Raw genomic sequence first — 25,607 nt, 5'->3', positions numbered from 1 at the left:
GCGAAGGCGGTGGCGGGGCGGTCAGGGCGCGAGCATCCGGTCCAGGACGTGCCGGAGCTCGGCGTCGAAGGCGTCGGAGCCGAGGTCGGGGTCGGCCTCGTCGAGCATCGTCGGCGCGGACAGGGCGTAGGACTGGACGACCAGCAGCAGCGCCCGCGCCTGCCGCGGCGGGTGGCCGGCGCGGACCGTGCCGTCCCGCTGCCCGGCCCTGATCGCCTCCTCGAACCACGCCAGGAACGCCCGCTGGCTGGCGCCGCAGCGGTCCAGGACGTAGGGCAGCAGCAGCTCCGGGTCCACCTCGATGATCTTGCGGAGCAGCGGGTGCTCGCGGAACGTGCGGACGCCGGTGACCAGGCCGTCCACCATCCGGGGCCGGACGGGGCGGCCGTCGTCCGGGGGCTGCAGCGCCTCGCCGATGTCCGTCCATTCGCGGGTCATCAGGTCGGCCACGATCGTGCGGACGTCCGGCCAGCGGCGGTAGAGCGTCATCCGGGAGACGCCCGCGCGGCGGGCGATGTCGGTCAGCGTCGTCCGGCGCACCCCGACGGCCAGCACGCAGTCGCGCGCGGCGTCCAGCACGGTGTCGTCGGCGGTCCGCGCCGCCGCCCTGTTGTGACGATTCGACGTCATGTGTCACAGTGTAAGCCCAAGCGACGGGACCGGGGCGGAGAGGGAGGCCGGCGTGGAGACGCGGGACATGCTGTGGAGCGGCTGGGGGGATCCGGCCGAGGCCGCGCCGCTGCCCGAGCCGACGGTCGCGCTGCTGCGCGACATGCTCGGCGTGCGGCCGGCCGCGGCGCCGCCGGTCGCGCTGGCGGCGATGAAGGTCGCCGAGCCCCGGCTGCCCGGGGAGGACCTGACCGCGCTCGCCGGGGTCGTCGGGGACGGGAACGTCCGCGCCGACGCCGAGTCGCGGATCCGGCACACGCGCGGCAAGTCGACGCCCGACCTGCTGCGCATCCGCGCCGGCGAGACCTCCGACGCCCCCGACGCGGTCGTCCTGCCCGGCTCGCACGACGAGGTCCTCGCGGTGCTGCGGATCTGCGCGGCGCGGCGGATCGCGGTGGTGCCGTTCGGCGGCGGCACGTCGGTCGTCGGCGGGCTGGCGCCGCGGGGCGCGGACGTGTTCGTCGCCCTCGACCTGCGGCGCATGGACCGCCTCGTCGCGGTCGACGAGGTCTCCCGCACCGCCGTCCTGGAGCCGGGCCTGCGCGCCCCGGCCGCCGAGGCGCTGCTCGCCGAGCGCGGCTTCACGCTCGGGCACTTCCCGCAGTCGTTCGAGTGGGCGACGATCGGCGGGTTCGCGGCGGCGCGGTCCAGCGGCCAGGCGTCCGCCGGGTACGGCCGGTTCGACGACATGGTGGTCGGGCTGACCGCGGCGACCCCCGAGGGCGCGCTCGACCTCGGCCGCGCGCCGAAGTCGGCGGCCGGCCCCGACCTGCGGCAGCTCGTCCTCGGCTCGGAGGGCGCGTTCGGCGTGATCACGTCGGTGACCGTGCGGATCCGGCCCGTCCCGGAGGCGCGGGAGTACGAGGGCTGGCGGTTCGCCTCGTTCGGCGAGGGCGCCGCCGCGCTCCGCCGGCTCGCGCAGGACGGCCCGCTGCCCACCGTGCTCCGGCTGTCGGACGAGGCCGAGACCATGGTCGGCCTGGCCGACCCGTCGGCCGTCGGGGCGTCGGGCTCCTCCGCGGGGTGCCTCGCCGTGGCCGGCTTCGAGGGCGCGCCGGACGACGTGGCCGCACGGCGCGCGAAGGCGGCGGAGGCGCTGTCCGCGGCCGGCGGCGAGCCGCTCGGCGCCGCGCCGGGCGAGAAATGGGAGCGCGGCCGCTTCAGCGCGCCCTACCTGCGCGACTCCCTGCTGGACGTGGGCGCGTTCGCCGAGACGCTGGAGACCGCGACGTTCTGGTCCAACGTCCCGCGGCTCTACGAGGCCGTGCGGCTCGCGCTGATCGGGGCGCTCTCCGGTGCGGGGACGCCGCCGCTGGTCATGTGCCACATCTCGCACGTCTACCCGTCCGGCGCGTCCCTGTACTTCACGGTGGTGTCCGCGCAGGGCGAGGACCCGGTCGGGCACTGGGCGAAGGCGAAGCGCGCGGCCTGCGACGCGATCGTCGAGGCGGGCGGGACGATCAGCCACCACCACGGGGTGGGCACCGACCACCGCGACTGGTACGCCGCGGAGATCGGGCCGCTGGGCGCCGCCGTGCTGCGCGCCGTGAAGGACCGGGTCGATCCCGCGGGGATCCTCAACCCGGGCGTCCTCGTCCCGCCGGCCCCGGAGGAGTAGCCGCCATGAGCACCCCGCGCGCGTTCACCGCGATCGTCAACCCGGCGGCGGGCGGCCCGGCGCCGGCGTCCTGCCTGATGCCGCTCGGCCGGCTGCTGCGCGAGGCGGGCGCCGAGCTCGACGTCGAGTACAGCCGGAGCATGGAGCACGCCGCCGGCGTGGCCCGCGACGCGGCCCGGGCCGGGCGGGTCGTGCTCGGCGTCGGCGGCGACGGCCTGGTCGGCTGCGTGGGCGGCGCGCTGGCGGGCACCGGCGCGCTCTTCGGCATCGTCCCGGCCGGGCGCGGCAACGACTTCGCCCGGCAGCTCGGCGTCCCGTCCGGCGCGGCGGAGCTCGCCCCGCTGCTGCTGGAGGGGGAGCCCCGCGCGGTGGACGCCGTCGAGGCCAACGGGACGGCCGTCCTCGGCAGCGTCTACGCGGGCATCGACGCGATCGCCAACGCCAACGCCAACAGGACGCGGCTGCTGCGCGGCTCGGCCGCCTACTACGTCGGCGCGCTGCGGGCGGTCGTCTCGTGGCGGCACGCCGACTACCGGATCACCGTGGACGGAGAGGAGCACCGGCGGGAGGGCTACACGGTCGTCGCGGCGAACTCCGGCTACTACGGGTTCGGCAAGCACATCGCCCCGGACGCGCGCGTGGACGACGGCCTGCTCGACGTCGTCGTCATCCGCAGGGCGCCGCGGACGCTGTTCTTCGCCGTGATGCGCGAGCTGGCGGACGGGACGCACGTCCGGCGCCCGGAGGTGGAGGTCATGCGCGGCCGGGAGGTGCGGATCGAGCTGGCCGGGCCGCCCGGCCGGACGCTGCCGTACGGGGCGGACGGCGAGCTGCCCGGGGTGCTTCCGGTCACCGCGCGGATCCTGCCGGGCGCCCTGCGGGTCCTGGCCCCCTGAGGTTTTGGCCCCTCGTTTGGGCCGATTTACGCGAGCATTACGGCCCTCCGTATAGCGTCGGTTACGTCCCGCTTTCGGGACCTTGGGGCCGTCCAAGGAGGCATCATGAGAGGCGACTGCACGCTCGCCGTTCTGGGGGGACTCATGATGACCGCGGCGGCCCCCGACGTGGTGGCGCCGGCGTCCTTGGGGGTGGCGCCGGCGTCCACCACGCGCACGCGCGCATCCGCCTGACGGCGGGGCCGCGCCGCATCCCGCGCCGCACCCGATGCCGCGCTTGACGCCGGGATCGCCTCCGGACAGTCTGTGAGGATTCCCTCACCGCTGCCGGAGGCGTTCTGTGTCCGAGGTTTCCCCCGCACCCGACAACTCACGCACCTCGGAGGAGGGCGCGGGGTGGGTGTGCGGAAGACCCGGCACGTTCAACGACCTGCTCCCGGCCCGCGTCCCCGACTTCTCCTGGCGCCGCCCGGCGGTGCTGTGGCGGTCCCGCAACGACGTGATCGCGCGGCTGTTCGGCGACCCGACCGACGCGATCCGCCGGCGCTGCGTCGCCGCGCTGCGCGAGCGCGGCACCCCGGCCGCGTTCACCGTGCACCGCTCGTCCCCGGAGTTCTCGTTCGCGCTGCTCGGCGACACCGGGGAGGGCGACCGGTCGCAGTACGCGGTGGTGCCGCCGCTGCTGCACGCCGCCGCGGACACCGACTTCATGATCATCGCCAGCGACGTGATCTACCCGACGGGGGACGGGAGCCAGTACCCGGAGAAGTTCTTCCGCCCCTACAAGGACTATCCGGCGCCCATCTACGCGGTCCCCGGCAACCACGACTGGTACGACGGGCTGCGCGGCTTCCTGCGCGTCTTCTGCGACCTCGACGCGGACTGCTCGCCGCCGCCGTGGCGCGGCCCGCTCGCGTTCATCCCCAGGCTGCTGTGGCGGCGCCCCGGCACGATCGACCCGGAGGTCCTCGCGGAGGCGCGCCGCACCCTGCGGGGCGCGCCCGGCCAGCAGGCCGTCCAGCCGGGGCCGTACTGGGCGATCGACACGCCGCCGCTGCGCATCATCGGCATCGACACCGGCATCACCGGCGGCCTCGACCGCGAGCAGGGCCGGTGGCTGCGCGAGGTGTCCGCCGGGCCCAAGCCCAAGCTCCTGGTGACCGGCAAGCCCCTGTACGTGGACGACGACCACCGGCCGGGGCGCATCGAGGGCGGCGGGACGGTCGACGAGATCGTCCGGGACCCGGCGCACAACTACGTGGCCGCGATCGGCGGCGACATCCACAACTACCAGCGCTACCCGGTGCGGACCGGCGACGGCCGGACGATCCAGTACATCGTGTCGGGCGGCGGCGGCGCGTTCATGCACGCGACCCACACCATCCCCCGGACGAGCACGGTGGACGAGAACGAGTTCCGCTGCTACCCGCTGCGCGGCGACTCGCTGTCCCGGTACAGCAAGCTGTACGGGCGGTGGCTGCGGCTGCCGAAGCTGTTCGAGCTGACCCCCGAGGAGGCCACCGCCGCCGTCCGCTACCGGCTCGGCATCAGGCCGGGGCGCGGCTACAAGGCGCCCGAGGGGGACCGGCCGCCCCTGCGCGCGCGGTTCGTCGCGTCCGTCCTCGGCGTCCCGCGCGACGACCGCGCCCGCCCCGGGTTCATGCGGCTGGCGGTGCACCGGCTCCCGCAGCGCTTCCGCTCGGAGCTGGCCGACTGGGACCGGCCGCCGTTCTTCAAGAGCTTCCTGCGGCTGGACGTGACCGGGTCGCGGCTCCGGATCCGCTGCTACGCCGCCACGGGCTGCGGCGACCAGGAGACCGCGCCGCCGTGCGAGGACGAGGTCACGATCCCGCTGCGCTAACCGGTCACCGCGGCCAATGTCGCGCAGAACTGGCCACAACCGGCGTTTCGCGGTCCCGACGTGCTCGGACGCCGTTACAGTCTTGGGTCAATCACACGGGTGAACGGTCATGCGGTCGGCCGTCAATCGACCGCGTCCCACAGGAAGAGCATTCGGATGAGTTACCCCCAGCAGGGTCAGGGCCAGGGCCAGCAGCAGGCCCACCAGGGCGGCTACGCGCCCGCCCCAGCGCAGCAGCACGCCCCCGTCGCCGTCGGCGCGGGCTACAACATGAAGCGCCGCAACCCGCTCGGCGCCTGGCTAGGTCTCCCCATCATCACCTTCGGCATCTACGGCCTGGTGTGGTTCTACAAGGTCCACGCCGAACTGCACGAGTACGACCGCCGCATCGACAACGCCGCGACCAACGCGCTGCTGTCCATGCTGTTCGGCTGGATCACGCTCGGCATCTGGCCCCTGGTCATGTTCGTCAAGCTCGGCGGGCGCATCGCCCAGGCCCAGCGCGCCGCCGGCCTCCAGCCGACCTCCAGCGGCGGCCTGGGCTTCCTGCTCGGCATCCTCGGCTTCGGGGTGCTGTACTACCAGATCCAGCTGAACAAGGTCGTCGACCGCTACGGCGACACCCCGGCGGGCCAGCAGGTCTCGCTGGTCGCCTGACCGTCCGACCGAACGTCTGAGTCTTTACTGGGGCTGCGGCCCTGGCCCCCGCTGAAGACCACGCCGGACCCCTCCGCGGATCACCCGCCGCGGAGGGGTTTCGCGTGCCGGGGCTCCGCCGGGTTCTGTCGGACGGCGCGGCCACAATGGACGGGTGAGGATCGCGGTGGCCGCCGGCCCCGGCGGCGGGGGAACGCTGCGGACGCTCGCCGACGACGGCACGCCCGCCGCCCCCGCGCGCGCCGTCCCCGACCTGGTCGCCGCGATCGCCGAGCAGGAGCGCGCCGCCGCGCCGCGCTGGGTGTGGCCGTCCACCGCGCGGCTCTACCCGCGGCTGCTCGCCGCCGGCGTGCGGGTCGGCCGCTGCCACGACCTCGAACTCGTGGAGAGCCTGCTGCTCGGCCACGCCGGGCGGCACGGGGAGCCGCGCTCGGTGCGGGCGGCGTGGGCGCGGCTGCGCGGCGAGCCGGTGCCGCCCGACCGCCCGCCGCACGAGGAGCGGCCGGCGCAGGCGTCGCTGTTCGACGACGACGCGGGCCGGGACGCCGCCGCCGACGACGACATCGAGCAGGTCGTCGCGGTGCACGCCGCGCAGCGGCGCGCCATGGCCGGGCTGGACGGCTTCGCGCTGCTCGCCGCGGCCGAGTCGGCGGGCGCGCTGGTCGCAGCCGAGCTCGGCCACGACGGGCTGCCCTGGTCGGCCGAGGAGCACGACGCGCTGCTCACCGAGCTGCTCGGCCCCCGCCCCACCGGCGGCCTGCGCCCGCGCAGGCTCCAGGACCTCGCCGACCGCATCAGCGCCGCGTTCAACCCCTCTCCCGCCCCCGCCGGCGGCCCGGCGGAGCACGGGCCGCGACCGGCGCCCCGCGTGCACGTCAACCCCGACTCGCCCGCGCAGGTCGTCAAGGCGTTCGCGGCGGCGGGGCTGCCGATCCCGTCCACCCGCGCGCACGTCCTCAAGGGGCTCGACCATCCGGCCGTCCCGCTCCTGCTGGAGTACAAGGAGCTGTCGCGCCTGCACACCGCGCACGGCTGGTCGTGGCTCGACACGTGGGTGAGCGGCGGCCGGTTCCGCCCCGAGTACGTGGTCGGGGGAGTGGCGTCCGGGCGCTGGGCCACCAGCGGCGGCGGCGCCCTGCAGATCCCGCGCGTGCTGCGCCGGGCGGTCGTCGCCGACCCCGGCTGGTCGCTGGTCGTCGCGGACGCGGCCCAGCTCGAACCCCGCGTGCTCGCCGCCCTCGCCGGCGACCGCGCGTTCGCCGAGGCCGCCGCGCACGGCGACCTCTACGCGGCCCTGTCCGACGCCTTCCGCGACGGCGGCGACGGCGGCCGCAGCGCCCGCGACAAGGCCAAGATCGCCCTGCTCTCCGCCATGTACGGGGGCGGGACGGCCGAGGCCGTGCAGCTGCTCGCCGTGCTGAGGAACCGGTTCCCCGCCGCGTTCGAGTACGTGGAGGCCGCCGCGCGGGAGGGGGAGCGGGGCGGGCTCGTCCGGTCCCGGCTCGGCCGCACCTGCCCGCCGCCGTCCGCCGGGTGGCGCGAGCTGACCGCGGCCGGCGAGGGCGACGCGCCCGACCCGGCGGCCGCGCGGGCGCTGCGCAGCCGGGGCCGGTTCACCCGCAACTTCGTCGTCCAGGCGACCGCCGCCGACTGGGCGCTCGCCCTGCTCGGCTCCCTGCGCCGCCGCCTCGCCGCCCTCCCCCCGGCGGACGGCGGCGGGCGGCCCCACCTGGTGTTCTTCCAGCACGACGAGGTCATCGTGCACACGCCCGCCGGCCTGGCCGACGACGTCGCCGCCGCCGTCCGCGCCTCGGCCGATGAGGCGCGCCGGCTGCTGTTCGGCGACACCCCCGTCGTGTTCCCGATGGAGATCGCCGTGGTCGGCCGCTACTCCGACGCCAAGTGAGCCGCGAGCGCGCGGATCGTGTTGGCGGCGGCGAACGCGTGGCCCCGCGCGTTCAGGTGCAGCTGATCGGCGCTGTAGATGCCGGGGTCGGCGGCCAGCGGGTGGTCCGGCGGGTTGCGGACGTGGCAGGCCCCGAACTCGGCGGCGACGTCGGCGGTGAGGGCGGCCAGCCGCCGCGTCCGCGCCGACAGGACGTCCCGGTGGCGTGCCGGGCCCAGGCCGGCGACGGTGATGTCGAACAGCCCGATCGTGACGACGTCGGCGCCGGCGGCGCGGAACGCGGAGATCATCGAGGCCAGCTCGCGCCGCACCCCCTCGGCGTCGAACTCGCGGCGCAGCATGTCGTTGCCGCCCGCCACGACGAACGCCAGGTCGGGCCCGAACTCCAGCGCGGGCCGCAGCTGCCCCGCCGCCACCTCGGCGGCGACGAGGTCGCGGCGGCCGAGGTTCAGCGCGGTGAACCCCGGCACCGCGCGGCGCAGCGCCTCCTCGACGCGGTCGGTCCACGACAGGTCCCGGTACCCGGGCGCCGGGTCGCGGACGCCCGCCGCGACGCTGTCCCCGATCGTCACCATCCGGCGCCAGGGCGCGCCCGCCAGGAGCGCGGCGGCCTCGGCGGCGGGCAGGACGGCCGGGTCGGTCCGTTCGGACAGGGTCGTTTCGGTCATGGTCGGCTCCTTCACGCGGTGATGCGCCGGACGGCCGGCAGCAGGCCCGCGATGCCCGTGCCGGCGGCGGCCAGCGTGCAGAACAGGTAGACGGCGGTGTAGTCGTCGTGCGCGGCCCCGGCGGGCAGCAGCGCGGCGAGGACGGCGATGCCGAACGCGCCGCCGATCTGGCGCGCCGTGGTGTTCAGGCCGGTGGCGCCGGCGAACCGCAGCGGCCCGGCGGAGAGGGCGGCGGCGGAGGCGGTGCCGGTGGTGACCATGCCCATGCCCGTCCCGACGAGGAGGCCGACCGGGAGCCAGAACGTGCTGAAGTGCGGGTCGGCCGGCAGCGCCGCGATCGTCCAGACTCCCGCGGCGACCATGATCAGCGCTCCGCCGGCCAGCGCGGGCCGGACGCCGATACGGCCGGTCAGCCGGCCCATCGCGATCGCCGCCGCGGTGGCGGTGAACGCGCCGGGCGTCGAGGCGAAGCCGGCCTTGAGGATCGAGTAGTCCCATTCGCTGGTCAGGTAGAGGACGCCGAGCAGCAGCCACGAGTACAGGGCCGTCCCGTACAGGAACGACGCGGCGTTCGCGGCGGCGAACCCGCGGTTGCGCCACAGCGAGATCTCCAGCGCGGGCACCGGGTGCCGCGCCGACCGGCGGAGGGCGGCGGCGACCAGGAGGACGCCGCCGAGCAGCAGGGCGAGGGTGCGGGCGTCGGTCCAGGCCCAGTCCTGCGTCTGGGTCACGCCGAGGACGACGCCGCCCACGCCGGCGCCGAGCAGGACCGTCCCCGCGAGGTCGGGCAGCCGTCCCGCCCCGCCCGCCGCGCGCGGCAGCCGCAGCCCGCCGAGCAGCATCGCCAGGCCGACCGGGAGGTTGATGGCGAACAGGGACCGCCAGCCGAACTGGTCCACCAGCACCCCGCCGACGCCGGGGCCGATGGCGGCGGCGAACGCGCCCGCGGCGCTCCACAGCCCGATGGCGCTCGCCCGCCGCTCGGCGGGCGTGTCGTGCAGCAGCAGGGCCAGCGACGCGGGGATCAGCGCGGCGGCCGCGGCGCCCTGCACGCCGCGCATCGCGAGCAGGACGGGCACGTTCGGCGCCAGCGCGCAGGCCAGCGACGCCAGCGTGAACAGCCCGGCGCCGCACAGGTACAGCGCCCGCCGCCCGACCAGGTCGGCGAGCCGCCCGGCGGGCGCGAGCAGCGCCGCGAACGGCACCGCGTACAGGGTGATCACCCAGGTCAGCCGGGACAGCGGGCTGCCCGGGAAGTCGGCGTGCAGGTCGGGGACGGCCAGGTTCGCCACGGTGGCGTCCAGCATGGCCAGGAACGTCGCCCCGGCCGCCAGCCAGGGCACGTCCCGCCGCGCGGCCGCCCGGAGCGGCGGCGCGGCGGTGGTCTCGGTGGTCATCGGCGGAGCCTCTCGGAGAAAAATAAACGAACGATCGTACTTTCTTCTCCGAACCGGCCCGCCGTCAAGGGGGTGGGCGCTTTGACTTTGCACGAACGGTCGTGCACATTAGTGGGCGTGAGCACCGACGGACGGCTCCTCAAGGGCGAGCAGACCCGCAACGTCATCCTGTGCCGGGCCGCCGACATCGCCTCGGCGGAGGGCCTGGAGGGCCTGTCGATCGGCCGGCTGGCCACCGAGCTGCGGATCAGCAAGAGCGGCGTGTTCACGCACTTCGGCTCGAAGGAGGAGCTGCAGCTCGCGACCGTCCGCAAGGCGGCCGCCGTGTTCCGCGAGCACGTCGTCGAGCCCGCCCTCGCCGTCCCGGCGGGGCTGGGCCGCGTCCGCGCGCTGCTGGACGCCTGGCAGCGCTACCAGCGCGCCCCCGTCTTCCCCGGCGGCTGCTTCTTCCACTCCACGATGGCCGAGTTCGACGCCCGCCCCGGCCGCGTCCGCGACGCCATCGCCGGGTCGCAGGGCGACTGGCGGGCCTTCATGGAGCGCTGCCTCCGCGAGGCGCAGGAGAGCGGCGAGATCGACCCGTCCGCCGACCTCCCGCAGCTCGTCTTCGAGCTGGACGCCGTGTGCCGCACCGGCGCGGCCAACGCCCTCCTGCACGACGACCCGGCCTTCTACGACCGCGCCGCCCGCGCGATGGACGCCCGGCTCGCCGCCGTCACGGCGCGCGGCGGGCCGCGCGGTGCCGGCTGAGGGCCCGCCGCTCCACCGCGAGCAGCAGCGCGTTCAGCCTTGGACGCGTCGACGCCGCCGGTCTCACGTGATGAAAAGATCACGGGCGCGGTGGGGCGGAACCCCACCGCGCCCGTGGAAGGCCCGGCCCGGACGCCGCGCGTCAGCTCGCGGTCGTGTACGAGGGACGAGAGTTGAGCGCCTCGACGTCGGAGAACGACGTCTTGCGGTAGGCGCCCGTGATGGCGGTCAGCTCGTCCGGGGACAGGACGTCCTCGATGCGCTCGAACCCCCGCGGCGCCCGCTCGCTCACCATGTGCAGAATGCGGTCCGCCGGCATGTCGCGGCACGCCAGGACGATCGCGTTGGCCTTCTCCCGGCGCTCCGCCTCGTACGCGAGCAGCCCCTCGGCGGGGTCGGCGGCCCGGGCCAGCTCGTGCGCCAGGACCCGCGCGTCCAGGACGGCCTGGGAGCCGCCGTTCGACCCGATCGGGTACATCGGGTGCGCGGCGTCGCCGAGCAGGGTGACGCGGCCGAACGTCCACCGGTCGAGCGGGTCCCGGTCGACCATCGGGTACTCCAGGATCTCCGCGGAGCCGGACAGCAGCGCCGGGACGTCCAGCCAGTCGAACGTCCAGTCCGCGAAGTGGGGGAGCACGTCGTCGAGCCGGCCGGTGCGGTTCCAGTCCGCGGAGGCGGTCTGCGGGCCGGCCGGGAGCTTGACCTCGGCGACCCAGTTGAGCAGGGCCTTCCCGCGGCGCTCGGCGCGCATCGAGATCGGGTAGACGACGATCTTGGCCGCGGTGTTGCTGCCCGCCACGGCGAGCGTCCGCCCGGTCAGGAACGGCTCGCCCTCGGTGAGGCCGCGCCACATGCGGATGCCGTTCCACAGCGGCGCCGGCTCGCCGGGGTACAGCTGCGCGCGGACCGCCGAGTGCAGGCCGTCCGCGCCGACCAGCACGTCCGCCTCGACGGTCTCCGCGGTCCCGGACGCGCGGTCGAGCAGCCGCGCCCGCACCCGCGTCCCGTCCTGCTCGAAGCCCTCGAAGACGGTGCCGGTGCGGACGGACTCCTTGCCGAGCCGCGACAGCACCGCGTCCAGCAGCGCCATCTGCAGCTCGCCGCGGTGGATCGAGTACTGCGGCCAGCGGTAGCCGAGCGCCCGGCCGCGCGGCTCGCCCCAGATCCGGCCGCCGTACCGGTCGAAGTGCACCATCTCGGCGGTGGGGATGCCGAGGTCCGCCAGCTCGCCGCCGAGCCCCAGCTCGGTCAGCTCGCGGACGGCGTGCGGGAGCAGGTTGATGCCGACGCCGAGCGGCCGCAGCCGCTCCGCCGAGTCGACGACGAGCGACTCGACGCCGGCCTCGTGCAGGCTCAGCGCCGTGGTGAGCCCGCCTATGCCCGCTCCCACGATGAGTACGCGCATGCCGCGCACGCTCATGTAAACGCCCCTTCGTTCGTAGGGGCGGACCCGGCACCCAGCGTGCCCGGTCCGCCCCGGTGACGGTCGTGCGCCGCCTCTGGGCGGCCGTCCTCACTGCGAAGGCTTCGACCCCAGCGCGGGCCCCGCGGCGGCCGGCGCCGCGCCCGCGACCTTGGCGCCGCCGCGGACCAGCCGGCCCACCTCCGCGCGCAGCCGGACGAACTCCGGCAGCCCCCGCGTCTCGATCTGGTCGCGGGCGGACGGCAGGCCGACCGGCAGGTCGGCGTGCACCCGGGCGGGGGAGCGGTTCAGCACCACGACCCGGTCGCCGACGTAGACGCTCTCGTCGATGTCGTGCGTGACGAGCAGGATCGTCATCTTCTCGTGCCGGTGCACCTGCAGGACCAGGTCCTCCAGGTCCTCACGGGTCTGCGCGTCCACGGACCCGAACGGCTCGTCCATCAGCATCAGCGACGGGCGGTACGCCAGCGCCCGCGCGATCGAGACGCGCTGCTGCATGCCGCCGGACAGCTGCCACGGGTACTTGCGTCCCGCGTCCGGGAGGCCCACCGACTCCAGCGCCTCCTGCGCGGCGGCGCGCCGCTCCGACTTGGACTTGCCGCGCCGGCGCAGCGGCAGCGCGACGTTGTCGCGGACGGTCAGCCAGGGGAACAGCGAGCGGCTGTAGTCCTGGAAGACGACGGCGAGGTCGTCGGGCACCCCGTCGATCGGCTTGCCGTCCAGCGTGAGCGTCCCGCCCGTGGGGCGGATCAGCCCCGCGATGCAGCGCAGCAGCGTGGACTTGCCGCAGCCGGACGGGCCGACGATGCTGACCAGCTGCCCGTCCGGGACCTGCAGGTCGAGCCCGTCGAGCGCCAGGTGCCCGTCGGCGTAGGAGTGGGTGAGGCCGGTTATCTGAAGCATCACGGCCGCCTTTTCTCGTGTGTACGTCTTGAGGTTCGTCTGCGCGGCGGTCATCGTCAACTCGCGAGCCGCTGGGCGCCCGTGTGCCACGCCAGCAGCCGCCGCTCCAGCAGCATGAACACGGCGTTGAACAGGAACCCGAGGATGCCCAGCATCACGATCCCGGCCCACATCCGCGGCAGCTCGAAGGTGCGCTGCGCGATGAGGAGCTCGGAGCCGATGCCCGACGTGCTGCCGAACAGCTCGGAGATGACCATCAGGATCAGCGCGAACGACAGCGCCACCCGCAGCCCGGCGAAGATCTTCGGGGCCGCGGCGGGCAGGATGATCGTCAGCAGCCTGCGCAGCGGGCCGACGCCGAACACCCGGGCCGTCTCCAGCTGGAGCGGGTCCACGGTGCGGACGCCGTCGGCGGTGTTGAGCAGCACCGGCCACACCACGCCGAACGCGATCGTGACGATCTGCATGGTCGCGCCGAGCTGGAACACCATGATGAAGAACGGCACCAGGGTCGGCGGCGGCACGGCGCGCAGGAACTGCAGCACCGGGTCGAACAGGTCGTTCATCGTCCGCGACCGGCCGATGGACGCCCCGATCACGACACCGGCCACGCCGGCGGCGGCCCAGCCGACGAACAGGTGCGCCAGGCTGGTGGAGAAGTCGTCCACCGCGTCGTCGGTGAGGAACAGCTGCGACGCCGGACCGGAGAACCACAGCCCGTGCAGCGTCTTGATGATCGTGGTCGGCGGCGGGAAGTAGGTCTCCTTCACCGCGCGGGTGACGAGCTCCCACAGGACGAACCCGAGCGCGACGAGCCACGCGCGCTCGGCGAACCCGCGGAGCCCCTTCAGGACCTTCATGTGATCCCCTCCACCCGTGCGCTCTGCCACCGGAAGGCCACGCGCTCCAGCCCGAGCAGGGCGAGGTTGGCCAGCAGCCCGAGGACCCCGGCCCACACCGCGCCGGCGAGCATGAGGTCGGTCTGGCCGCCGCCGGACTGGGTGTCGGCGAGGTAGATGCCGACGCCGTTGAACCCGCCGGCGATCAGCTCGGTGCTGATCACGACGATGAGGGCGACGGAGGCGGCGATCCGGATGCCGGTGGCGATGAACGGCGCGGCGCTCGGCAGGGAGACCCGCCACAGCACCGCCGGCCCCCCGAACCCGAAGGCGCGCAGGCTCTCCTTGGCCACCGGGTCGACGTCGCGGAGCGCGTACAGGGTGTTGATGAGGATCGGCCACGTGCAGGCATAGAAGATCAAGGACATCTTCATCTGCGTGGGGCTGGCGAACAGGATGATGGCGAGCGGGATCAGCGCGACCGAGGGGATGGGGCGCAGCAGCTCGACCAGGGCCCGCGCGGCGGTGCCGAGGAAGGGCACCGAGCCGAGCAGGACGCCCAGCGGCACCGCCACGAGCACCGCCAGCGCGAGCCCGCCGAACCACGCCTTCAGGGTCGCCCCGACGTCGGTGAGGAACTCCTGGTCGACGGCCAGCTTGCCGGCCTCCCGGAGAACGACCGACGCCGGGGGCAGGGCGGTCGCGTCGACGAGGCCGGCACGGCTCACGGCCTCGAAGACGGCGACCACCCCGGCAGCCCCGGCGGCGCCGAAAGCGATACGGCGAAGGTTCATGAAGACGACGGTGCGGCGATGAACTGCTTGACGTCGATCCGCTTGTCAACGTAGCCGAACTGCTGCATGACGTCCGCGACCCGCTGCAGGCGGGTGGCGTTCAGCGAGGTCGGGTACGTGCCGTAGCTCATCGTGGACGCGACCTTGGCGTCGATGCCCTTGGCGTAGGTCGGCAGGATGTCCTGGACGACCTTGCGGTCGGCGCACTCGCCCTGCGCCTTGGTCAGCGCGCGCTGGAAGGCGGCGACCGTCTTCGGGTTCTCCTTGACGAACTTCTCCGTGGCGGCGTAGCCCGCGATCGGGAAGTCGGCGGTGGGGCCGCTGGACAGGTCGGCGACCATGCGGGCGCCCATGCTCTCCTGCATCTGGGTGCCGAACGGCTCGATCGCCTGGACGGCCTCGACGCTCTTGGACTTCAGCGCCTGCTCCATGGCGGGCGGCGGCACTTCGACGAAGTTCTTGTCCTCGTCGAACTCGACGCCCTCCGGCTTGCCGGCGGCGCGGACCAGCAGCGTGCTGATGTTGCGCTTGGTGTTGACGCCGATCTTCTTGCCGGCCAGGTCCTTGATCGTGTGGTACGGGGAATCCTTGCGCACCATCAGCGTGTGCGTCTTCGGACCGCTCTGGAAGCCCTCGGCGACGATCTTCGGCTTGAAGCCGGGGTCCTTGATCCCGGCGGTCAGCAGCGAGACGTAGTTGCCGAAGCTGAAGTCCAGCCGGCCGCTCTTCAGCAGCGGGATGCCGGCGGCGCCGCCCGGGATGACCTGCGTCTTCACGCTGAGGCCCTCGGCCTTGAAGTAGCCCTTGCTGATCGCGAGCTGGACCGGCGCGGTGTCGGCCACGGTCATGGTCCCCAAGGTGATCTGGGACTTCTCCAGCCCATTCGAGGACTTGCTGTCATCGGAGTCGCCACAGGCGACCGCCGTGAGCGCTACCGCGATGGCGAGGGCGCCACAGACGGTCGCGCGGCGGTGGGAAGCAGACATGAACAACGCTCCATTTTGCGGGGGAAGCTGGTCGAAAGCTGATCTTTCGACGAGCGGGGAGCGTAGCGCACTGGGACGCCACCATGGGGGAGATGCGAGCTTTACATGCATAAACGTGAACACAGGTCAACAGGCAGTGACATTCGTATCCTCTGCATCACAAGTCCAGACCTGTGTGATCATTCGGGTTGGCCATGATGGTGGCTCTGTGTTGCAATGTTCGGCGCTTGCCCGCAGTCGTGCGGGGAGGTGACGCGACCCGAATCTCGTTCAGGTCACTGTGCGCCGCGAGCGGTCGATCCATGGAGAGGTAGCGGAGGGCAGTGCGGAAAGCCGAAGGGGCCGAGCCGGCCCCGCAGTCCCCCCAGCCAGCCCCGCCTGCCAGGGAAGACGCCCCGAAGAGAGGCTCTCTGGGAGGCCGGTTCAAGCTGCGCAACTGGCGCGTGCGCACGCGTCTGTTCGCCCTCATCGCGGTGCCCACGATCGTGGCCGCGCTGCTCGCGGGCTACCGCGTATCGGTGTCGATGGACAACGCCGACGCCTATGCGCGGACAGGTCAGTTGGCTACTCTGGGTAATCAACTGACTGCGCTCGCGCACGAAGTCGAGAATGAACGCGACGCGATGGCGGAAAGGGCGGCCGGCGGTTCGCGGGCCGTCAGCGCCGAAGCGCTCCAATCGCGCCAGGAATCGGTCGACGCCGCCGCGCGGAAGGTGCGCGACGCCGCCGCTGCCGTCCATACCGACTCGCCCGCGGTCGAGCTTCAGCTCAAGAACGTCGTGAACCGCGTCACCGAGCTCCGGTCGCTGCGCCAGCTGGCCGCGCGCCTGGCGCCCGGCCCGATCATCGACAAGTACAGCGAGTTCATCGACGACTTCACCGACTTCCACCTGCTGGTGTCCCAGGACGCGCCGACGCCCGAGCTCGCGCAGACCGCGCTGTCCCTCGCCGACCTCGCGAGGGCCAAGGACGCCGCGTCCCGCGAGCGGGCGCTCATCTCCGCCGCGTTGTGGGACGGGCGGTTCGAGCCGATCGACCGCGCCTCCGTCGAGGACGCCCGCTCGGACCAGAACACCAGCATCAACTCGTTCCGCAACTCCGCCACCCCGGCCCAGCTGCAGCTCTTCGAGGACACCGTCACCGGCCCCGAGCTGGACCGCGCGGAGTTCACCCGGCTGCGCACCCTCGCCGTCGCCGACGCGTCCCCGCTGCTGCGGGTCAGGCTCGGCGCGAAGGTCGCGCGCAGCTGGACCGCCGACGCCGGCGCGCGGGTCGACAAGCTCCGCGCGGTGGAGCAGAGCATCGCCACCGACCTCGCGGTGTCCGCGCACGACGCCGAGTCCGACGCGCGGACCGACGCGATCCGGGACGGGATCCTGCTGTTCCTCGTCCTCGCGATCGTGCTGGCGACCGTCATCGTCGTGGCCCGCTCGCTGGTGCGGCCGCTGCGCCGGCTGCAGGCCGGCGCGCTCGACGTCGCCAGCACCCGGCTGCCCGGCCTGGTCGACCGGCTGCGCGACCCGGAGGCCGCGGCCGGCGGCATCGAGGTCGAGCCGATCGACATCGACTCCACGGACGAGATCGGCCAGGTCGCGCGGGCCTTCGACGAGGTCCACCGCGAGGCGGTCCGGCTGGCGGCCGACGAGGCGGTCCTGCGCGGCAACATCAACGCGATGTTCGTCAACCTCTCCCGGCGCAGCCAGTCGCTCATCGAGCGCCAGCTGCGGCTGATCGAGGAGCTGGAGCAGAGCGAGCGCGACGAGGAGCAGCTCGCCAACCTGTTCCGGCTGGACCACCTGGCCACCCGTATGCGGCGCAATTCGGAGAACCTCCTCGTCCTCGGCGGTCAGGAGCAGGTGCGGCGCTGGAACAAGCCGGTCCCGCTCATCGACGTCGTCCGCGCGTCGCTGTCCGAGGTTGAGCAATACGAACGGGTGGCGCTGCGGGTTCAAGGCGACATGGCGGTCGCCGGCCCCGTCGTCAACGACCTCGTCCACCTGCTGGCCGAGCTGGTCGAGAACGCCACCGCGTTCTCCTCCGAGCACACCAAGGTCACCGTCTCCGGGCAGATGCTCAGCGGCGGCGGCTGCATGCTGCAGATCACCGACAACGGCGTGGGCATGTCGCCGGAGGAGCTGGAGCAGGCCAACTGGCGGCTCGCGAACCCGCCCGTCATCGACTTCTCCGCCGCCCGCCGCATGGGCCTGTTCGTGGTCGGCCGCCTCGCCGTCCGGCACGGCATCCGGGTCGAGCTGCGGGCCGCCCAGGGCGGCGGCCTCACCGCGTTCGTGGTGCTCCCGGACGCGGTCGTCACGCCCGGCGGCTCCGGCGGCCTCGCCGCCCGCGGCCTCGGCCCGCGCGAGTCCGGCTCGCACGGCCAGCTCGCCGCGCTCACGACGACCGGGGAGCAGGGGTTCCGCCAGGACGACTACGGCCCCGCCGGGCAGCCGATGGGCGCCTCCGCGGGCGGCACCGGCGCGCACCCCATGGTCGGCGGCACCGGGCCGCTGCGGCAGGTCCGCGGCGGCACCGACGCCCAGCCGGTCGTCAACGAGACGGGGCCGATCCCGGTCGGCGGCTACTCCGGCACCGGACCGCAGCCGGCGGTGTCGCCCATGGACCGCCGCCCGCTGCGGGACCGCCGCCGCGCCTCCGACGACCCGTACCAGTCCGGCGACCGGCAGCCGCCGCGCCGGCCGGGCGAGCTGCCCGTCCGCGAGCCGGGCGCGCACCTGCCGGGCCGCCCGTCCGACGACGGCGCGCCGAACGGGCTGTTCCAGCCGCGCGAGGAGCGCCCGCAGGAGCCCGCCGAGCACGGCTCCGCCGGGGGCAACGGCGTCTACCGGCGGGGCGGCCGCACCGGGCCGCAGTCCGTCGTCCCGGAGGCGCAGCCGGTGGTGCCCGAGCCCGGCGCCGCGCGGCAGATCCCGTGGGAGACCGGGCCGATCCCGGTCGGCGACTCCGGCCAGGCGCCGGCGGACCCCTACGCCGACGGCGCGGCGCCCGCCGAGGAGTACGCCCCGGAACCGCCCGCCCCCGAGCCCGCCATGCGGGCCGCGGCGCCGCAGCCCGAGCCGAAGGCGCCGCGGGTGCCCGAGCGGTCGCCCATCTTCGACGCGATGCAGTCCGAATGGTTCCAGCGCAGGTCCGGAAGCACATCCGGGGAGGATCCGGTGAAGGGTTGGGAGTCGCCCGCCGACGCGGGGTTCCGCGCCGCCGAGGCCGCCCGGCAGCCGGTGGCGACGTCCCGCACGAGCGTGGGGCTGCCCAAGCGGGTGCCCGGCAAGAACCGCGTTCCCGGCGCGGTCGGCCGGGCCGCGGCGGGCGCCTCCGCGGGCGCCGGGACGCAGCCTCCGGCGGGGCCGCCTCCGGGCAGACCATTGCCGAGCGGTGCCGGTCAAGGGCAGTCTGTGCAGGGACGACAGCCCCAGGGGCAGCAGCCGCCCGGCCAGCAGCCGCAGGTTCAGCAGGGACACGGCCAGTCGGCCGACTTTGTACGCAACCGTTTCGCGAGCCTGCAGCGCGGCGTCCACCGCGGGCGCAACGAGGCTCGCGGCGGAGGCACGTCAGGTGAGGCGTCGTCACAGGGTGACGGCGAGACAGGAGGCACCCGGTGAGCGGGCAGGATCTCAACTGGTTGGTGACGAACTTCGCGGACCGTGTCGCGAAGGTCGCGCACGCCGTCGTGGTCTCCTCGGACGGACTTCCGATGGCGTACTCGTCCGGCTTTCCGCCCGAGCGGGCGGACCAGCTCTCGGCGATCGCCTCGGGGCTGATGAGCCTGACCCAGGGCGCGGCGAAGATCTTCGACGCGGGCGGCGTGAACCAGACCGTCGTGGAGATGGACCGCGGGCTGCTGTTCGTGATGTCCATCACGAACGGGTCGGTGTTCGCGGTGCTCGCGGCGCCCGACTGCGATCTCGGGCTGGTGGCGTACGAGATGACGCTGCTGGTGGAGCGGGTGGGCCGGGTGCTGACCCCCGCGCTGCGCGCCCAGGAGCAGCAGCCTCCGTACTCCGGGCCGCCGGTGACCGAGATGGGTGCCGGCCCGGCCCGCTATTGACCGTGACTGACTCTGACGGAGGTCGGCGACATGGATCGAGGCAGTCACTACGGAGGCGGTCCGGGCGGGCCCGGACGCTGGTCCGGTGACCAGGGCCGGGTCCCGGCGCAGGGGCGGCCGCCCGAACGCGAGGAGAGCGAGTCCAGCTCGCTGGTGCGGCCCTACGCGGTGACCGGGGGGCGCACGAAGCCCCGCTACGACCTTGCCATCGAGGCGCTGGTCACCGCGGCGCCCTACCCGCCGCGGGACGTGGCCGTGCTGACCCCGGAGTACCGGGCGATCATGGACCTGTGCCGGTCCGCCCGCTCGGTCGCCGAGGTGTCGGCGCTGCTGCGCCTGCCGCTCGGCGTGGCGCGCGTGCTCGTCGCCGACATGGCCGTCGAGGGGCTGCTGCGCCTGCACCAGTCGCAGTCCCCCACCACCGCCGGCGGACAGCCGGACCTCCGCTTGCTAGAAAGGGTGCTCAGTGGCCTTCGGAAGCTCTGACCAGGTCCCGGCCCCAGGGCCGCACGGCGGAGAGGCCGAGCTGACCTCGGTCAAGATCGTCGTCGGTGGCGGCTTCGGCGTCGGGAAGACCACGTTCGTCGGCTCGGTCTCGGAGATCATGCCGCTCACCACCGAGGCGGTGATGACCGCGGCCAGCGCCGACGTGGACGACCTGTCGGCCGTGCCGGACAAGACGACCACCACGGTCGCGATGGACTTCGGGCGCGTGTCGCTCGACAGCGAGCTGATCCTGTACCTGTTCGGCACGCCCGGGCAGCACCGGTTCTGGTTCATGTGGGACGATTTGGTGCGCGGCGCGATCGGCGCCGTCGTGCTGGTCGACACGCGCCGGCTGGAGGACTGCTTCGCCGCGGTGGACTACTTCGAGGAGCTCGGCCTGCCGTTCGTGGTGGGCGTCAACGGGTTCCACGGCGAGTTCCAGTACGCCGTCGAGGACATCCGCGAGGCCCTGTCGATCAGCGCGCACGTGCCGATCGTCCAGTGCGACGCGCGCAGCCGGGAATCCACGAAGCAGGTGCTGATCACGCTGGTCAAGCACGCGATGTCGGTGCACTCCGCCGGTGCGCACGCCGCCGCGCCCGCGCAGCAGCCGGGCAGCACCTCGCCGAGCTGGACCTAGCCGCCGCGGGGTTACGGTCGCGTAGGTCGTGTGCACGATGCATGATTAATCTTCGTGATCGACCATGAATCCGTGCTGGGGGTCGCGATGAGCGAAATGGAGCAGATCCAGACGTACGTGGCAATCGGCGACAGCTTCACCGAGGGCCTCAACGACCCCTACCCGGGCGAGGACGACATGTTCCGCGGCTGGGCCGACCGGCTCGCCGAGCACATCGCCGCGCGGAACCCCGGGCTGCGCTACGCCAACCTCGCCGTGCGCGGCAAGCTCGTCCGGCAGATCGTGGAGGAGCAGGTGCCGCGCGCGGTCGAGCTCGCGCCCGACCTGGTCACGCTGTGCGCGGGCGGCAACGACATGATCCGCCCGGGCGCCGACCCGGACGCGCTCGCCGTCGTCTTCGACGACGCGGTCCGCCGGCTGCGCGGCACCGGCGCCCGCGTGGTGATCTTCACGGGCTTCGACACCCGCGGCCTGCGCTCCGGCGCGCGGATCCGCGGCAAGGCGGCGACCTACAACATGCACCTGCGCGCGATCGCCGACCGCCGCGGCTGCGACGTCGTCGACCTGTGGCCGCAGCGCGCCTTCGACGACCCGCGCGCCTGGCACGAGGACCGCCTCCACCTGTCGCCCGAGGGCCACCGCCGCATGGCGCTCCTCGTCGCGAGCGTCATCGGGGTCCCCGTCGAGGGCGACTGGCGCGAGCCCTGGCCGCCCCTCGACCGCGCCGACTGGCTCACCATGCGCCGCGAGGACGTCCGCTGGGCCCGCACCTACCTGGTGCCGTGGATCGGCCGCCGGGCGACCGGCCGGTCCTCCGGCGACGGGCGCAGCCCCAAGCGCCCCACCCCCCTGCCCCTGTGAGGGGCCGGGTGAGGGGCCGGGCCGTGTGACGCGCCCCGGGACGTGCGGACCCGGGACGCGGGGGCCTCAGGGCGTGGCGGCCTCAGGGCGTGAGGGCCTCCTGCAGGGTCGCCTTCACGGGGATCCTGCGGTGGAGGCCGGTGATCTCCAGTGCCCGGCGGACGATGGGCCGGGGGCCGGCGAGGGTGAGGCTGCCGCCGGCGGCGGTCGCGGCCTTGTAGCAGGCGACGATGACGGACAGGCCGCCGGAGTCCATGAACTCCAGGTCGGCGAGGTCGAGCACGAGGTCCTCGCCGTGCTCGCGGCGCGCCGCGTCGAGGCCCCTGCGCAGGTCCTCGGTGCAGGCGATATCGAGTTCTCCGCACAGCCGGACGACGGTCCGCCCGCCGTCCGACCGCGCGGTCACTTGCAAAGGTGGCACGGGGGGATCCCCTCCTGTGAGCCCAGCGCCGCCCGGAGGGCCGTCCGGGAAACGCTTTCCGTCCGACAACTATCGCCGACGGGGGGCCGCCTGCCAACCCGCCGCGACGGGGTGTGCCCGATCCCGCCGGGTCATAGGGTGCTGTCGGACGTGTACGCCCCGCCGCTGCGTAGGAGACGGACTCAGTGAGTGCCCCCCGGCTGCCCGACCATCTCGAACTGCTCCTCACCGAGGAGCCCGTGCTGGACGTCTACGCGCACGGGCCGTGGCGGGTGCCGGACGGCCTGTACGAGGAGATCCGCGAGCGGGCGGTCGCCTACAACACCGACGAGCGCGCGGTCGTGCTGACCCGGCGGCTGAGCGACTTCTACGGGGACCGCACCAGCGCGGCGGGCGCCGAGCAGTGGTCGCTGCTGACGTTCCTGCTGGGCGCGTCGGCGGTCCGCGGCGGGTCGCGCGGCGACGTCGACTACGAGCTCCTGTCGGACTTCCTGGCGACGCCCGAGTCGGCCGTGCGGGACCCGTCGGCGTGGTTCACGCAGGGCGGCCGGTGGCGCCCGCCCGGGCTGTGGCTGCCCGAGCCGGCCGGGGACGACCCCGAGCGGCGCGCGGTGATGTTCGAGCTGGCGCGGGCCGGGCTGGACGTCTTCGAGGGGCTGGAGCCGGTGGAGCGGCGCCGCCGGGCGCTCATCGGCCTGTTCGACCGGCGGGCCGCCGACCCGGCGCTGCGCGAGCTGGACATGGCCGTCCCCAACGGGCGGCTGGAGGCCGCGTGGGCCTCCGGGCTGACCGAGGAGGAGCTGGCCGTCCTGCCGGAGCTGGCGGGGCCGGTCGGGTACCTGGGATGGGCGTGCGAGGGCCTGGACGCGGCGCACGAGCGGCTGTCCGGCGCCGTGGCCGACGGGGACCACCCCGACGTCGCGCTCGCCCGGCTGCTGCTGGCGGCCGACGCGCGGGTCGTCCCGGCCGAGCTGGCGGTCGTGCTCGGCACCGCGCGGTACGAGAACGTGGAGGAGCGGTTCCGTGCGGCGCGCGAGGGCTTCTCCGCCGAGGCGTGGCAGCACGCCGTGCGCGCGTGGCTCGCGCGGGGACTGGTCGCGGGGGAGGCCGACGCGGCCCGCGCCTGGGTGGACATGGCCGTCCGCATCACCGGCGCGGTGCAGGGGCTGCCCGAGGCGCCGGTCAGCCCGAAGTGCCGCGTGCCGGTGCGCCCGTTCCAGACCGACCTGCGGCGGCTGTTCACCGCCAAGCGGGTCTTCAACACGCTGAAGTTCGAGCCCGGGCGGCCGGGCGGGGAGGCCGGCGAAGAGGGCGGCGCGGAGGCCGGGAAGGAGCGCCCCGGGCGGGCCGCGATCCCGGAGCCGGGGCTCGTCGGGCAGCCCGAGCTGGCCCGCGCGCTGCGGGACGCGGTGGCCGCGCGGCTCGCGGGGGAGCGGGCCGTCCGGCTGCTCATCGCCGGCCCGGAGGGCACCGGGAAGGGCACCGCCGCCGAGATCGCCGAGGCGATGCTCGCCGACGGCGGCGCCGTCCGCGAGGCGCAGTGGATCTCCGACCAGGTGTTCGCGTCGCTGGGCGTCAGCGACGCCGTCCTGTGGCTGCAGGCCCGCGTCCGCGACTGCCTGGAGGGGCGGATGCTCCTCGTCGTGGACGACCTGGAGAAGCTCGCCGCCAACGAGCGCTGCGGGGCGGCCGCCGCGGAGGAGCTGCGCCGGCTCATGGCCCGCGCGCCGTCCCTCAACGTCATCGCGCTGTGCCGGCCCGGCGGCGACCGGCGGCTGTTCGACGCCAACCCGGCGCTGGTCCGGGCGTTCGACGTCGCCCGCACCCGCGACTTCACCGAGGACGACTTCGCCGAGCTGTTCACCCTCGCCGTCGCGCGGCGCGGCGCGCGCGTCGCCCCGGCGGTCGCGGCGGCGGCCGGCGGGATGCTGCGCCGCACCCCGCCGCTGCTGAACCTGCGCGGCGCCCGGCTCGCCGAGCACATGGCGGGCGAGGCCGTCGCCGCCGCCCGCGCCCGCGCGGACGGCGCCCCCGAGGTCGTCGACGCGGACCTGCCGCAGCGCCTCATCGCCGGCCGCCCCGCCGACAGCGACCCGCTCGCCGAGCTGGCCGCCTGCATCGGCATCGAGCCCGTCAAGCGGGAGGTCGACGCGCTCATCGCCGAGGCCAGGGCGGCGCGGCTGCGCCGGGAGGCCGGCATGACCGCGCGGACGCGCCCCCGGCACCTGGTGTTCACCGGCAGCACCGGCACCGGCAAGGGCAAGATCGCGCGGATCCTCGGCCGCATCTACGCCGACCTCGGCGTGCTGTCGTCCGGCCACCTGGTCGAGGTGGAGCGCGCCGACCTGCTCGGCGAGTACGCCACGGAGAGCGTGCTGCGGGTGCGGCGCGCGGTGGAGGAGGCGCACGGCGGCGTCCTGCTGGTGCGGGACGCGCACGCCCTGGTCTCGGCGGCGCCGGACGCCGCGCGCGGCCGGGAGGTGCTGGACGTCCTGCTGACCAGCGTCCAGGCGCACACCGAGGACCTCGTCGTCGTGCTGACCGGCCCGCACGCGGAGATGAACGGGCTGCTGAAGGCCCACCCCGACCTGGCCGAGTTCTTCCCCCGCACGATCCGGTTCCCCGACCTGACCGACGACGAGCTGGTGCAGGTCTTCGCGGCCAAGGCCGCCGACTCGGGGTTCGCGCTGGCGCCCGGCGTGCTCGACAAGGTCCGCGCGCTGGTCGAGGCCGCGCCGCGCGAACGCGGGCTCGGCAACGTCCGCATCATGACGAACCTGCTCGACCGCGCCGTCGCGATGCAGGGCCGCCGCGTCCTCGCCGACGGGATCGTGGACGAGGGCGAGTCCCTCGACGAGATCCTGCTGGAGGACGTCCCCGACACCCTCACCCGGGGCCGCGAGGACGTCCCCGGCGACCCGCTCGCCGAGGTGGAGCGGCTCATCGGGCTGGCCGACATCAAGCGGGAGGTGGCCGCGCTGGTCGCCGAGGTCCGCGCCGAGCAGCTGCGGCGCGACGCCAAGGTGTCCCCGTCGCCCCCCGCCCGGCACATGGTGTTCATGGGCAACCCCGGCACCGCCAAGACGACGATCGCGCGGCTGATCGCCGCCGTGTTCGCCCGGCTGGGCCTGCTGTCGTCCGGGCACCTGGTGGAGGTCACCCGCGCCGACCTCGTCGCCGAGTTCGTCGGGCAGACCGCGCCGCGGGTGCGCGGTGCGGTCGAGCGCGCCCTCGGCGGCGTGCTGTTCGTGGACGAGGCGTACGCGCTGTCGTCCTCCGGCGGCGACCGGCGCGACTTCGGCCACGAGGCGATCGCCGAGCTGCTGCGGCTGATGGAGGAGCACCGCGGCGACCTGGTGGTGATCGTCGCCGGCTACGACGCCGAGATGGAGCGGTTCCTGGAGGCCAACCCGGGGCTGAAGTCCCGTTTCCCGAAGCGGCTGCGGTTCCCCGACTACACCGACGACGAGCTCGTCACGATCTTCGAGTTCATGGCGGCGGAGGCCGGGTTCGCGCTCGCCCCCGGCCTGCTGGACGCGCTGCGCGACCGCATCGCCGCGCACCCGCGCGGCGCCTCGTTCGGCAACGCCCGGCTGGTCCGCAACCTGCTGGAGGCGGCGATCTCCCGGCAGGCCCAGCGCATCACCGCCCGGGACGACGCGGGCCGCGACGTCGGCGCGGGCGAGGTGGTCCTGCTGCGCCCCGAGGACCTCCCCGACGCCCCGCCCCGCGACGAGGACGCGGGCTACGGCCTCTACATCTAGCCCGC

Annotated in this window: 21 protein-coding genes; 12 read left to right on the top strand and 9 right to left on the bottom strand. The window is 74.4% G+C overall.

Features of this window, described 5'->3' with window-relative positions; genetic code table 11:
- Positions 1-21: 21 nt before the first annotated feature.
- Complete coding sequence (locus ACIWVC_RS06255; RefSeq protein WP_396446102.1) at positions 22-630, bottom strand: TetR/AcrR family transcriptional regulator; 609 nt, start codon at positions 628-630, stop codon at positions 22-24.
- Positions 631-697: 67 nt separating this feature from the next.
- Here ACIWVC_RS06255 and ACIWVC_RS06250 point away from each other — a divergent pair, with 67 nt between their 5' ends.
- The 5 genes from ACIWVC_RS06250 (at position 698) to ACIWVC_RS06230 (ending at position 7,607) form a co-directional block, all read left to right on the top strand.
- The gene (locus ACIWVC_RS06250) at positions 698-2,287 is read left to right on the top strand and encodes an FAD-binding oxidoreductase (RefSeq protein ID WP_396446161.1); all 1,590 of its coding nucleotides are present in this window, start codon (positions 698-700) and stop codon (positions 2,285-2,287) included.
- A 5-nt stretch (positions 2,288-2,292) separates the two neighbouring features.
- The gene (locus tag ACIWVC_RS06245; protein ID WP_396446101.1) at positions 2,293-3,183 is read left to right on the top strand and encodes a diacylglycerol/lipid kinase family protein; all 891 of its coding nucleotides are present in this window, start codon (positions 2,293-2,295) and stop codon (positions 3,181-3,183) included.
- A 400-nt stretch (positions 3,184-3,583) separates the two neighbouring features.
- On the top strand, positions 3,584-5,044 hold the full coding sequence (locus ACIWVC_RS06240; RefSeq protein ID WP_396446100.1) for a metallophosphoesterase family protein: 1,461 nt from the start codon (positions 3,584-3,586) through the stop codon (positions 5,042-5,044).
- A gap of 156 nt (positions 5,045-5,200) precedes the next feature.
- Positions 5,201-5,701, top strand: coding sequence for a DUF4234 domain-containing protein (locus tag ACIWVC_RS06235; RefSeq protein ID WP_396446099.1), 501 nt, complete (start codon positions 5,201-5,203; stop codon positions 5,699-5,701).
- A 154-nt stretch (positions 5,702-5,855) separates the two neighbouring features.
- Complete coding sequence (locus ACIWVC_RS06230; protein ID WP_396446098.1) at positions 5,856-7,607, top strand: bifunctional 3'-5' exonuclease/DNA polymerase; 1,752 nt, start codon at positions 5,856-5,858, stop codon at positions 7,605-7,607.
- Here the strand turns inward: ACIWVC_RS06230 and ACIWVC_RS06225 are convergent.
- Together ACIWVC_RS06225 and ACIWVC_RS06220 are read right to left on the bottom strand one after the other, a co-directional pair.
- Positions 7,589-8,275, bottom strand: a complete 687-nt coding sequence (locus ACIWVC_RS06225) for an SGNH/GDSL hydrolase family protein (protein WP_396446097.1) — start codon at positions 8,273-8,275, stop codon at positions 7,589-7,591. The genes ACIWVC_RS06230 and ACIWVC_RS06225 overlap by 19 nt on opposite strands.
- Before the next feature lie 11 nt (positions 8,276-8,286).
- Positions 8,287-9,672: an MFS transporter gene (locus ACIWVC_RS06220; protein WP_396446096.1), complete on the bottom strand. Its 1,386-nt coding sequence runs from the start codon at positions 9,670-9,672 to the stop codon at positions 8,287-8,289.
- 117 nt (positions 9,673-9,789) lie between these two features.
- Between ACIWVC_RS06220 and ACIWVC_RS06215 the strand changes: the two genes are divergently transcribed.
- Positions 9,790-10,422 carry a TetR/AcrR family transcriptional regulator gene (locus tag ACIWVC_RS06215; RefSeq protein WP_396446094.1) on the top strand — a complete coding sequence of 211 codons (633 nt, stop codon included), beginning with the start codon at positions 9,790-9,792 and terminating at the stop codon, positions 10,420-10,422.
- A 142-nt stretch (positions 10,423-10,564) separates the two neighbouring features.
- Here the strand turns inward: ACIWVC_RS06215 and ACIWVC_RS06210 are convergent, their stop codons facing one another.
- From ACIWVC_RS06210 to ACIWVC_RS06190, 5 genes are all read right to left on the bottom strand, one after another.
- Complete coding sequence (locus tag ACIWVC_RS06210; RefSeq protein ID WP_396446093.1) at positions 10,565-11,827, bottom strand: flavin-dependent oxidoreductase; 1,263 nt, start codon at positions 11,825-11,827, stop codon at positions 10,565-10,567.
- 108 nt (positions 11,828-11,935) lie between these two features.
- Positions 11,936-12,748, bottom strand: coding sequence for an ABC transporter ATP-binding protein (locus ACIWVC_RS06205; protein ID WP_396446092.1), 813 nt, complete (start codon positions 12,746-12,748; stop codon positions 11,936-11,938).
- A 56-nt stretch (positions 12,749-12,804) separates the two neighbouring features.
- A complete protein-coding gene (locus ACIWVC_RS06200; protein ID WP_396446091.1) occupies positions 12,805-13,608 on the bottom strand; it encodes an ABC transporter permease in 804 nt (267 codons plus the stop codon).
- On the bottom strand, positions 13,605-14,381 hold the full coding sequence (locus ACIWVC_RS06195) for an ABC transporter permease (protein WP_396446090.1): 777 nt from the start codon (positions 14,379-14,381) through the stop codon (positions 13,605-13,607). The genes ACIWVC_RS06200 and ACIWVC_RS06195 overlap by 4 nt, the downstream gene beginning before the upstream one ends.
- Complete coding sequence (locus ACIWVC_RS06190; RefSeq protein ID WP_396446089.1) at positions 14,378-15,367, bottom strand: ABC transporter substrate-binding protein; 990 nt, start codon at positions 15,365-15,367, stop codon at positions 14,378-14,380. The genes ACIWVC_RS06195 and ACIWVC_RS06190 overlap by 4 nt, the downstream gene beginning before the upstream one ends.
- A 443-nt stretch (positions 15,368-15,810) precedes the next feature.
- On the opposite strand from ACIWVC_RS06190, the gene ACIWVC_RS06185 reads away from it, so the two are divergent.
- The 5 genes from ACIWVC_RS06185 (at position 15,811) to ACIWVC_RS06165 (ending at position 21,417) form a co-directional block, all read left to right on the top strand.
- A complete protein-coding gene (locus tag ACIWVC_RS06185; RefSeq protein WP_396446088.1) occupies positions 15,811-18,984 on the top strand; it encodes a nitrate- and nitrite sensing domain-containing protein in 3,174 nt (1,057 codons plus the stop codon).
- On the top strand, positions 18,981-19,430 hold the full coding sequence (locus ACIWVC_RS06180; protein WP_358451981.1) for a roadblock/LC7 domain-containing protein: 450 nt from the start codon (positions 18,981-18,983) through the stop codon (positions 19,428-19,430). Before ACIWVC_RS06185 ends, ACIWVC_RS06180 begins: the two co-directional genes overlap by 4 nt.
- Before the next feature lie 30 nt (positions 19,431-19,460).
- Positions 19,461-19,916 carry a DUF742 domain-containing protein gene (locus ACIWVC_RS06175; RefSeq protein ID WP_396446087.1) on the top strand — a complete coding sequence of 152 codons (456 nt, stop codon included), beginning with the start codon at positions 19,461-19,463 and terminating at the stop codon, positions 19,914-19,916.
- 40 nt (positions 19,917-19,956) lie between these two features.
- Entirely contained in the window at positions 19,957-20,556 is a 600-nt protein-coding gene (locus ACIWVC_RS06170; protein ID WP_396446160.1) for a GTP-binding protein, read from the top strand.
- Between the two features lie 87 nt (positions 20,557-20,643).
- Positions 20,644-21,417: an SGNH/GDSL hydrolase family protein gene (locus ACIWVC_RS06165; protein ID WP_396446159.1), complete on the top strand. Its 774-nt coding sequence runs from the start codon at positions 20,644-20,646 to the stop codon at positions 21,415-21,417.
- An 82-nt stretch (positions 21,418-21,499) separates the two neighbouring features.
- On the opposite strand, the gene ACIWVC_RS06160 is transcribed toward ACIWVC_RS06165, so the two are convergent.
- Positions 21,500-21,838, bottom strand: coding sequence for an STAS domain-containing protein (locus tag ACIWVC_RS06160; protein WP_396446085.1), 339 nt, complete (start codon positions 21,836-21,838; stop codon positions 21,500-21,502).
- 185 nt (positions 21,839-22,023) lie between these two features.
- Between ACIWVC_RS06160 and ACIWVC_RS06155 the strand changes: the two genes are divergently transcribed.
- A complete protein-coding gene (locus ACIWVC_RS06155) occupies positions 22,024-25,602 on the top strand; it encodes an AAA family ATPase (protein ID WP_396446084.1) in 3,579 nt (1,192 codons plus the stop codon).
- Positions 25,603-25,607 lie beyond the last annotated feature (5 nt).

This window comes from Actinomadura sp. (assembly GCF_044508335.1).
Taxonomy (GTDB): Bacteria; Actinomycetota; Actinomycetes; order Streptosporangiales; family Streptosporangiaceae; genus Spirillospora.
This window is presented reverse-complemented; position numbering and strand designations above follow the sequence as displayed.